3 protein-coding genes and 1 pseudogene are annotated in these 9220 nt (G+C 49.2%); 2 read left to right on the top strand and 2 right to left on the bottom strand.

Annotated features, from left to right (window positions below; all coding sequences use genetic code 11):
• Positions 1-90: 90 nt before the first annotated feature.
• A pseudogene (locus QUB52_RS27760) lies at positions 91-196 on the bottom strand (transposase); the annotation flags it as partial.
• A 116-nt stretch (positions 197-312) separates the two neighbouring features.
• On the opposite strand from QUB52_RS27760, the gene QUB52_RS27755 reads away from it, so the two are divergent.
• Entirely contained in the window at positions 313-1464 is a 1152-nt protein-coding gene (locus QUB52_RS27755) for an RNA-guided endonuclease InsQ/TnpB family protein (protein WP_332966900.1), read from the top strand.
• A 40-nt stretch (positions 1465-1504) separates the two neighbouring features.
• Here the strand turns inward: QUB52_RS27755 and QUB52_RS27750 are convergent, their stop codons facing one another.
• Complete coding sequence (locus tag QUB52_RS27750; RefSeq protein ID WP_332975518.1) at positions 1505-3598, bottom strand: phosphodiester glycosidase family protein; 2094 nt, start codon at positions 3596-3598, stop codon at positions 1505-1507.
• A 528-nt stretch (positions 3599-4126) separates the two neighbouring features.
• On the opposite strand from QUB52_RS27750, the gene QUB52_RS27745 reads away from it, so the two are divergent.
• On the top strand, positions 4127-8932 hold the full coding sequence (locus QUB52_RS27745) for a glutamate synthase-related protein (protein ID WP_332975517.1): 4806 nt from the start codon (positions 4127-4129) through the stop codon (positions 8930-8932).
• Positions 8933-9220 lie beyond the last annotated feature (288 nt).

Below are 9220 nucleotides of genomic sequence, written 5' to 3'. Positions count from 1 at the left end.
TCTGGCTTTTCGCTCATCTGACTACATTACCATATTTTTCGGCTCTCAATCAACTATTTTTTACCTGAATCCTTACAAAATTCCGTCCTTCTAGGACGGCTTTTCTTGCTACTATGTATTGTTTAAGAGGTTCAATTGGCGCTCCACCAACGGAGCTAGCAAAATAGCTGGGCGACCAAAGCGCATCTTTGCCGTAAGGCTATATTACGCAGGCCAAGCTAACCTGTAAATTTGAAACGTCTTTCTTTGTGGAATTAGGCTACCATTTGATGTACAATATAATTAACTAACGGATAAATCATACCACGCCCGATGAAAGCTCGCTATCAATACAGATTCTACCCGACAGACCAACAATGCCAGAGTTTAGCTCAGTTGTTTGGTTGTGTTCGGGTGGCTTGGAACGATGCGTTAGGTTTTTGCAAATCCTCCGAAAAGTACCCAGGGTACAATGCGCTATCAAGTGCGCTAACCTTGAGCAAAAAGATGGAGCATCGGGGATGGATGACTGAGGTTTCTAGCGTCCCATTGCAGCAATCCGTTAAGAATCTGGACGTTGCCTTTAAGAACTTCTTTGATTCCTGCAAAGGGAAACGCAAAGGTAAAAAAGTAAAACCGCCCAGATTCAAAAAGAAAACTAACACGCAGTCTGCAACGTTCACCAAAGCCGCATTCTCGCTATCTGAGGATTCTGTCTACTTGGCTAAGATTGGTGATATAAACCCGGTATGGTCTAGAGATTTACCATCTGAACCCAGTTCTGTAACGGTAATCAAGGATTGTGCAAATCGCTATTTTCTCAGCTTTGTTGTAGAATTTGAACCTGTCACTGTCGAAGCTAAAAGCCAAAGTATCGGCATTGACTTAGGAATTAATACTTTTGCTTTTATGAGTAACGGTGAAAAAGTCGAAAGCCCTGACTACAAAAAACTAGACAGGAAAGTCCGCCAACTTCAGAAAAAGTTAGCGCGTCAAGAAAAAGACTCGAACCGCAGAAAAAAGACTCGAATTGCAATCGCCAAACTTCACAACCAAATTGCAGATACCCGTAAAGATTTCTTGCACAAACTATCCACTAAAGTTGTTAGCGAAAACCAAGCTATCATCTTGGAAGATTTGAATGTGTCAGGAATGATGAAAAATCGCAAACTTTCTAGGGCAATCAGCCTGCAAGGCTGGAGAGAATTTAGAACTCTTTGCGAGGCTAAATCCGAGAAGTTTGGCAGAGACTTTGTGGTAATCAGCAGATGGGAGCCTACTAGCCAAGTATGCTCAGAGTGTGGTTTTAAATGGGGAAAACTTGATTTGAAAGTTCGCGCAATTAAATGTTTGAATTGCGGAACAGAACATAATCGAGACGAGAATGCTGCAAAGAATATAAATAAAGTCGGGATGGGGAATCGCCACGACTATAAACGGACACAGAGACAGAGTAAGACTACGAAAGGTAGCATCAGTCGGTGAAGTGTCAAGAATCCCCGCGCAAACCAGGCCGGGGAGTATTTCAAGGTTGAATGAAAATGCCGATCGCATTATGGACTCTCGCAGCAGTAGACGGCGGGCGATCGAGCAAACTCCCTCCCAAATACAAACTCGTCGAACTTCCCCCATCCAAATTTAAAGCCTCCACAGCACCCATTTGCTGCAATATCTGCGCTAGTTCCGCGAAATTTGGGCCCGCCCCGCCCGCGCGATTGTGCACGGCTACAATTAGCAAATTCCCCGCAGCAGTTCGCCCGATCGCACTCCGAATCGCTGTCTGTCGAACATACGCATCGCTAAACCCTTCCGCCTTAGCATCCAAAACAACTCTACTATTTTTTACCAACACCGGCCCGCCGCCTAGAATGTAAGGAAAACGGTTGAAATCAGCAGGAATTGTGTTAGTTTCTAAACGCAATAAAGTGCCAGCAGTTAATTGAGATGCAGGGGAAAAATTGGAACGCAAAGCCAAAATATAACCGTTCCCTGGAATTGGGAAATTTGTTTTTGCCACCTCACCTCCGGGGGATTGGCTGACAACTCTATCGCCCGCAACTGTCACCACTATTTCATTGTCCGAAAACGGAGTATAACTCGCTCCCCAATCAGGATTATAACGGCCGATTCCCGATTCCACATAGGCACTATTTAACTGGGAAATAGACAAACGTTGATTCAGCGGAGTGATCACAGTTTCTTGCAAAGTCAAACGATTGATCGCAAATTCTCCCCGATCGTTCCAGGCGATCGCGCCACGATTCAAGATTGGCCCGGAAAGCCATTTATTGTCCCGCCGAATCGCGCCTAAAGCTAATCGATTGATCCGATTGAAGAATCCGGCATTGATTGCAGCAGCCGTTCCCGAAAGTTCCGCTGTTTGCAGTAAAGGTGCACTGCCTTTTTCGGTCGGCGGATTGCTCAAAAGTGGTCTAATTTTGACGCCAGGTTGACGCGGATTTATTTCTAAGGAATATACCGGAAAACGAGCGATTCCTAAATTTTGATACTGTTGTCGCCATCGAACTCCTGCCGCCCAAGCAATGTCTTTTTCTACTAGGGAATCTGGCCGAATGTCGATTACTAATCGATTGGAATTTCCTAAACTGAAAACTTGCGGCCGCCAACCTAACGGAATTTTTACTTTCACTTTGGTTTGATTCCCCGCAGCTTCGATTTTGAACGATCGCACTTGTGGGCTGGTTGCAAAAGCGCGATCGATCAAAGTGCGATCGATCTTGGCATCGATCGCGATAGACCATTCTTGACTGGCGATCGGCTGTATGGGCGCTAGCGGCTGCGAGAGCGCGGGTTTAGTCGGGTCGTCCGGTGTTTCGAGGTTTCGGGCTGGGGGCGCGGTCTGCTGCCCGATAGCGGGCTTTGTGGGGTCGTCTGTTGGGGACGGGCTCGGTGTATCGACGAAGTTGAGTTGCCACGGGGCGGGGCGATCTAGATCTAGAACAATGCGATCGCCCCATTCTCTCGCTGCTTGCCGAATGCCGGTCACATTCGCAGCTTGAGAAGTAATTTTTAGAACATTGCCCTCAGCAGATATCTGCCAGCCTGCAAGTTTAGCAAAATCGGTAACATCTAAGTAACGATACGGGCCTGTCGATCGCGTTGTCAAACTTTGAGCTGCTGTTAAAGATACGGAAAACCACTGCACCGGTTGTTTGGTACTGTCGGCGGTGTTGAGTAAATCCACTCCCGCACTCTGCATCAAGCCAACGTCAGCAATCCAAGTTCGGAAATTAGCAGAAGTGCTGTTTGCCGGCTGCTGAGTCCAAGTTAGGGGGAGAATGCGGCCGTTTAGAGACACTTGGCGGCCTTGTCTAATTCTCGAAGAGGGCGGTACAGATTGAGTCATAAGTAATTGAGTCGGTTTTAACCGACTTTCGCTATGAGAGGGGAGTTGAAACGAATGGCGGGCTGTGGAAGCATGAATCAGTGCAGCCTTACTTTCCTCCGGTGTTTTCTCACTCTTGGCTGCTTGGGCTGTGGCGGTCAGATTCCCGACTGAGACGGCCAGTATCGGCGCAATCGAGACTGACAACATCCAGGGCCAAACACTCGATCGACTTCTGTTAGCTGCATCTCGGCGTTTTTGTCTGTTGTGCATTTTTTTACTTGTGGAAACCTCAAACCATTAACCTTCAAAAACGCCTGCCACACAGCACAATAGTGAAAATTTCTAATTTTATTCGATACCATAAGAAGACCGGCCGCTTGAAACCGCGCCTGTACAAAATCTCACCCACTAGAGACGGAGATTTCAACCGCCCTCTGCATCTATCTAGCACATTCAGGAAAAACAAGCACAAAAAAACTCGCCTCGCGCAGCTATCCTTCTTCGTGAATCGCCCGCAATTTATCGGCCCTGCAAAGCGGTAATTTGCCCAAGAAGCGCTTCTCTAGATACAGAAGCGTATTCTATGAGACATCTCCAAAGCGATTCGATCGAGATAATTGAAAATTGGCAAACAGGGTTTCAGTCTTAAATGCAGGCAGCATCTACGTAAATTTTGATCGAATCAGCTTGCTATGTGCTGTTTTAAGGTTTACTAAGATTCCACCACTCGGTAATATTCTCTCTCCGAGCTATAAAAACGCATCAACCACACTATCACCGAAATAACATTCAATCAACATGGGTAATACGATCGATCGAAACAGCAACGTGCATCAAACTGAGCGAGGAACTCCATTTGCCGGCCAAAACTGGTTAGTGGAAGAAAGAGATGCCTGCGGTGTAGGCTTCATTGCCAACCAAAACGGTAAAGCTACTCACTCAATTATCGAAAAAGCTCTGCCAGCCTTAACCTGTCTGGAACACCGCGGCGGTTGCAGCGCCGACCAAGATTCCGGCGACGGTGCGGGTTTGATGACAGCGATTCCTTGGGAATTGTTGCATTCTTGGTTTGCCGAACAGGGAATTGTGCCTCCACCACAGGAAAACTGCGGCGTGGGAATGCTGTTTCTGTCCCAAGATGAAAGTCAAGCTAATATAGCGCGGCAGGTGGTTGAAGAAGTTATGGTCGATCGCGGTTTCACTGTGGTGGGATGGCGCAAAGTTCCCATTGTACCGTCGGTTTTGGGCACCCAAGCGCGAGAAAATCAACCTCAAATCGAACAAGTAATCGTAAGTTCACCAAACTTACAGGGAGACGACCTCGACAGACAGCTATTTCTGACCCGCCGCACCATCGGACACGCCCTGTCACATCGCCCCAACTTTACCCGCCGAGACTTTTATAGTTGCTCTTTTTCCTGTCGCACGATCGTCTATAAAGGCATGGTGCGATCGGCAATCCTAGCAGAATTTTACCCCGACCTGAAAAATCCCGCTTATAAAAGCTCCTTCGCCGTCTATCACCGCCGCTTCAGCACCAACACCATGCCCCGCTGGCACCTAGCCCAGCCGATGCGCTTGCTGGGACACAACGGCGAAATTAACACGCTGCTGGGCAATATTACCTGGATGAAGGCGCGACAAGCCAATTTATCTCACCCGAATTGGAGTCAAGCCGACATCGACACGTTTAACCCAATCGTCAATCCCGAAAGCAGCGATTCGGCCAACTTGGACAACGTGATGGAATTGTTGGTGCATTCCGGCCGCACCCCCCTAGAATCCCTGACAATTCTGGTGCCCGAAGCTTACAAAAATCAGCCGGATTTAGATCCGTATCCTGAAATTGTAGATTTTTACGAATATTACAGCGGCATTCAAGAACCTTGGGACGGGCCGGCCTTGCTGGTATTCAGCGACGGCAAACAAGTAGGTGCTACGCTCGATCGCAACGGTTTGCGTCCGGCCCGCTACTGCATTACTAAAGACGGTTTGGTAATTGTCGCCTCCGAAGCCGGAGTTGTCGATATCCCCGAAGCAGATATTGTCGAAAAAGGCCGTTTGGGGCCAGGACAAATGATTGCTGTTGATCTGCAAACCAAGGAAATTCTCAAAAATTGGCAGCTAAAACAGCGGATTGCTAAGCGCCATCCCTACGGCGAATGGCTCAAACAAAACCGCGAAACATTGGAACCGCAGCCTTTTGCAGAAACGGCAACCCTAGACTCGCAAACTCTGTTAGCAACCCAAACTGCTTTTGGCTACACCGCCGAAGATTTGGACATGGTAATCGTCGAGATGGCGAGTTCTGGGAAGGAACCGACTTTCTGCATGGGCGATGACACTCCTTTGGCCGTACTCTCAGAAAAGCCTCAGTTACTGTACAACTATTTCAAACAGCGATTCGCTCAAGTGACAAATCCGCCGATCGACCCCCTGCGCGAAGGAATGGTGATGTCACTGACAATGAATATGGGTTTGCGGGGCAATTTATTGCAAACAATCCCGGAAAATGCCAAGCTGCTAAAAATTGATTCCCCGGTACTCAACGACGCTGAACTGTGTTTGTTGAAAGACCAAAAGTCTTTCCCCGCAACGGAATTGTCAACGCTTTACAAAATATCTGCCGGGCCTGCTGGTTTGCAAACCGCAGTAGAGCAACTTTGTCAAGATGCTGTTAAATCGGTGCGCGACGGTTCGAGAATTCTGATTTTGAGCGATCGACCTCTGAAGGAAGAAGGAAGTTCGGCAACGGATTTTGTAGCGGATGTAGCGGATGTAATAAATACAAGGAAGAAGGAAGAAGGCGGATATGCTGTGGGATTGAGTGCTGAATGTACTTATATTCCGCCGTTGCTGGCAGTTGGTGCGGTTCACCACCACTTAATTAGCGTTGGGCTACGGATGCAAACTTCGCTAGTTGTGGATACCGCCCAATGTTGGAGCACTCACCACTTCGCTTGTTTGATGGGTTACGGCGCTGTAGCTATTTGCCCTTATTTGGCATTGGAAAGCGTGCGCTGTTGGTGGTTTGACACCAAAACTCAAAACTTGATGGAACACGGCAAGGTTCCCAAAATTACTGTCACTGAAGCTCAATCTAAATACCGCACAGCGGTGGAAAACGGCTTGCTGAAGATTTTGTCGAAAATGGGGATTTCGCTGCTGGCTAGCTATCAAGGGGCGCAAATCTTTGAGGCGATCGGCATTGGCGCAGATTTGCTCGATTTGGGCTTCAAAGGCACTGTTTCCCGCATCGGCGGTTTGAGTGTGGCGGAACTCGCTAACGAGGTGATGTCTTTCCACTCTCAGGTTTTCCCGGAATTGAGCCGGAAAAAGCTGGAAAACTTCGGCTTCGTGCAGTACCGCCGCGGTGGCGAATATCACATGAACAGCCCGGAAATGGCGAAGGCTTTGCACAAGGCTGTGGCTGGATTTAACGAAGGAAGAAGGAAGAAGGAAGAAGGAAGAAGGGAAGAGGAAGAAGGAATAAAGGGTAACGGTAACGGGGCTGAAGCAAAAACAGCCTATGACCATTACGAGGTTTACAAGCAACAGCTAGAAAACCGCCCGGTAACGGCTTTGCGGGATTTGCTGGATTTTGTGAGCGATCGCCCTGCCATCCCCATCGAAGAAGTCGAATCTGTAGCAGATGTTGTCAAACGCTTCGCCACCGGCGGAATGTCCCTCGGCGCTTTGTCCCCAGAAGCCCACGAAACTCTGGCGATCGCGATGAACCGCATCGGCGGCAAATCCAACTCCGGCGAGGGCGGCGAAGATCCGGTGCGCTACAAAGTGCTAGAGGATGTGAGCGCGGCGGGTCTCTCACAAACTCTACCTCACTTAAAAGGTTTGCAGAACGGCGATACAGCTTCTTCATCCATCAAACAAGTAGCTTCAGGGCGTTTCGGCGTAACTCCCGAGTACCTGATGAATGCCAAACAAATCGAAATTAAAATCGCACAAGGTGCGAAACCAGGTGAAGGCGGTCAATTACCGGGGCCGAAGGTGAGCGAGTATATCGCTTATTTGCGGCGATCGAAACCGGGTGTCACGCTGATTTCGCCTCCTCCTCACCACGACATTTATTCGATCGAGGATTTGGCGCAGTTGATTTTTGACTTGCATCAAATCAATCCGAAAGCAGGAGTTTCGGTGAAGTTGGTATCGGAAGTCGGCATCGGAACTGTCGCGGCCGGTGTTGCGAAGGCAAATGCCGATGTGATTCAAATATCCGGTCACGATGGCGGTACCGGTGCGTCTCCACTTAGTTCGATTAAGCACGCAGGTTCTCCGTGGGAACTCGGATTGACTGAGGTTCACCGGGTGTTGATGGAAAACAAGTTGCGCGATCGGGTTTTACTGCGCGTTGACGGCGGCTTCAAAACTGGCTGGGACGTGATTGTCGGCGCTTTGATGGGCGGCGAAGAGTACGGGTTTGGCACGGTGGCAATGATTGCAGAAGGCTGCATTATGGCTCGCGTTTGCCACATGAATAGTTGTCCGGTGGGCGTGACAACTCAACAGGAACACTTGCGAAAACGGTTCCCCGGAACGCCGGAGCACGTTGTTAATTTCTTCTATTTCGTAGCAGAAGAAGTGCGGAGTTTGTTGGCGAAATTGGGTTATAAGTCGATCGCAGATATCATCGGCCGCGCGGATTTGCTGACAATGCGCGAAGGGGTGCAATTAACTAAAACTCAAGCGATTAATTTGGATTGTTTGATGAAGTTACCGGATACTAAGGGCGATCGATCTTTCTTGGTGCACGGCGATATTCACAGCAACGGGCCTGTGTTGGATGACGATTTGTTGGCGGATGTTGAGATTCAAAGTGCGATCGCCAATCACGGCACTGTTAGCAAGAGTGTAAAATTGGTGAATACCGATCGCACTGTGGGAGCACGTTTATCAGGTGCGATCGCGCTGCAACACGGCAACACGGGCTTTAGCGGTGAAATCACCCTCAATTGCACGGGTAGCGCGGGCCAAAGCTTCGGCGCGTTCAATTTGCCGGGGATGACGCTGCGACTGTCGGGCCAAGCTAACGACTATGTTGGTAAGGGGATGCACGGTGGCGAAATCGCGATCGCACCGCCGGCTGGTGCGACGTATGATGCTTCCGAAAATGCGATCGTCGGAAACACTTGCTTGTACGGCGCAACGGGGGGAACTCTGTTGGCTGCGGGTAAAGCGGGCGAACGGTTTGCAGTGCGTAACTCGATGGCGAAAGCAGTCATTGAGGGTGCAGGCGATCACTGTTGCGAGTACATGACTGGCGGCGTGATTGTCGTGTTAGGAAAAGTCGGCCGCAACGTCGGCGCTGGAATGACTGGCGGTTTGGGTTATTTCCTCGATGAAGATGGCAATTTCCCGGCGCACGTCAACGGAGAGATTGTGAAGATGCAGCGGGTTTCTACGGCTGCTGGGGAGGCGCAATTGAAGGAGTTGATTGAGATGCAGCGCGATCGGACTAACAGCAAAAAAGCCGCGAAAATTCTTGCAAATTGGTCGGAATACTTGCCTAAGTTCTGGCAAGTTGTGCCGCCAAGCGAAGCGAATTCGCCGGAGGCTTCGGAGCAAAAGATTGCTGTGAAAGCCTAATTTTGCAGCAAGTTAATTAGATGAGGGGCGACACGAGTCGCCCCTTTTTTTGAATCTATGGGAATTACGAACCGTGAGTCAAAAACCCGTTTTTTCACAACAACTCAAAAAACCCTCTCTTGTTCTTGCTCCCCCCCTTAGCAAGGGGGGGGCTGGGGGGGTTAAAAGACCAAGCAACCCACAAAAAAACCCTCTTGCTCTTGCTCTTGCTCCCCCCCTTAGCAAGGGGGGGCTGGCAGGGTGGATTAATTGTCAGGGGGGAATGTATGATAGAAGAGGCAATCAAGT

Source organism: Microcoleus sp. A6-C6, assembly GCF_036705955.1.
In the GTDB taxonomy this organism is placed as follows: domain Bacteria; phylum Cyanobacteriota; class Cyanobacteriia; order Cyanobacteriales; family Microcoleaceae; genus Microcoleus.
Note: the sequence above shows the minus strand (reverse complement) of the source record. Positions and strands in the feature narration are given on the sequence as shown.